The sequence below is a fragment of the Chryseobacterium sp. SIMBA_028 genome (assembly GCF_046535285.1).
GTDB lineage: Bacteria > Bacteroidota > Bacteroidia > Flavobacteriales > Weeksellaceae > Chryseobacterium.
Map to the genome: position 1 here is coordinate 1 of NZ_JAWRWZ010000927.1, position 228 is coordinate 228.

Sequence of the window (228 nt, forward strand, 5' to 3'; positions counted from 1 at the left end):
GGACTGTTGCAAGCTATAACTTGAGCAAAGAAGATACTTACAATGATTTCTCAGAAAATGCGAGAGATAATTTCACGGTTGGTTACCAATTCGGAGCTCAGCTTGAAATCAAGAAATTAATTCTAAACGCAAAATATGAAGGTGCATTCGGTAAGGATAGCAGAAACTTCATCAATAAAGTATCTGGAGAAGAAATCAGATATGATAACAGACCCAACTTATTTATGG

Annotated in this window: 1 pseudogene; it reads left to right on the forward strand. The window is 35.5% G+C overall.

Annotated elements, in window-relative coordinates:
• Window positions 1–228: pseudogene (locus tag SCA31_RS25930) on the forward strand (hypothetical protein); the annotation flags it as partial.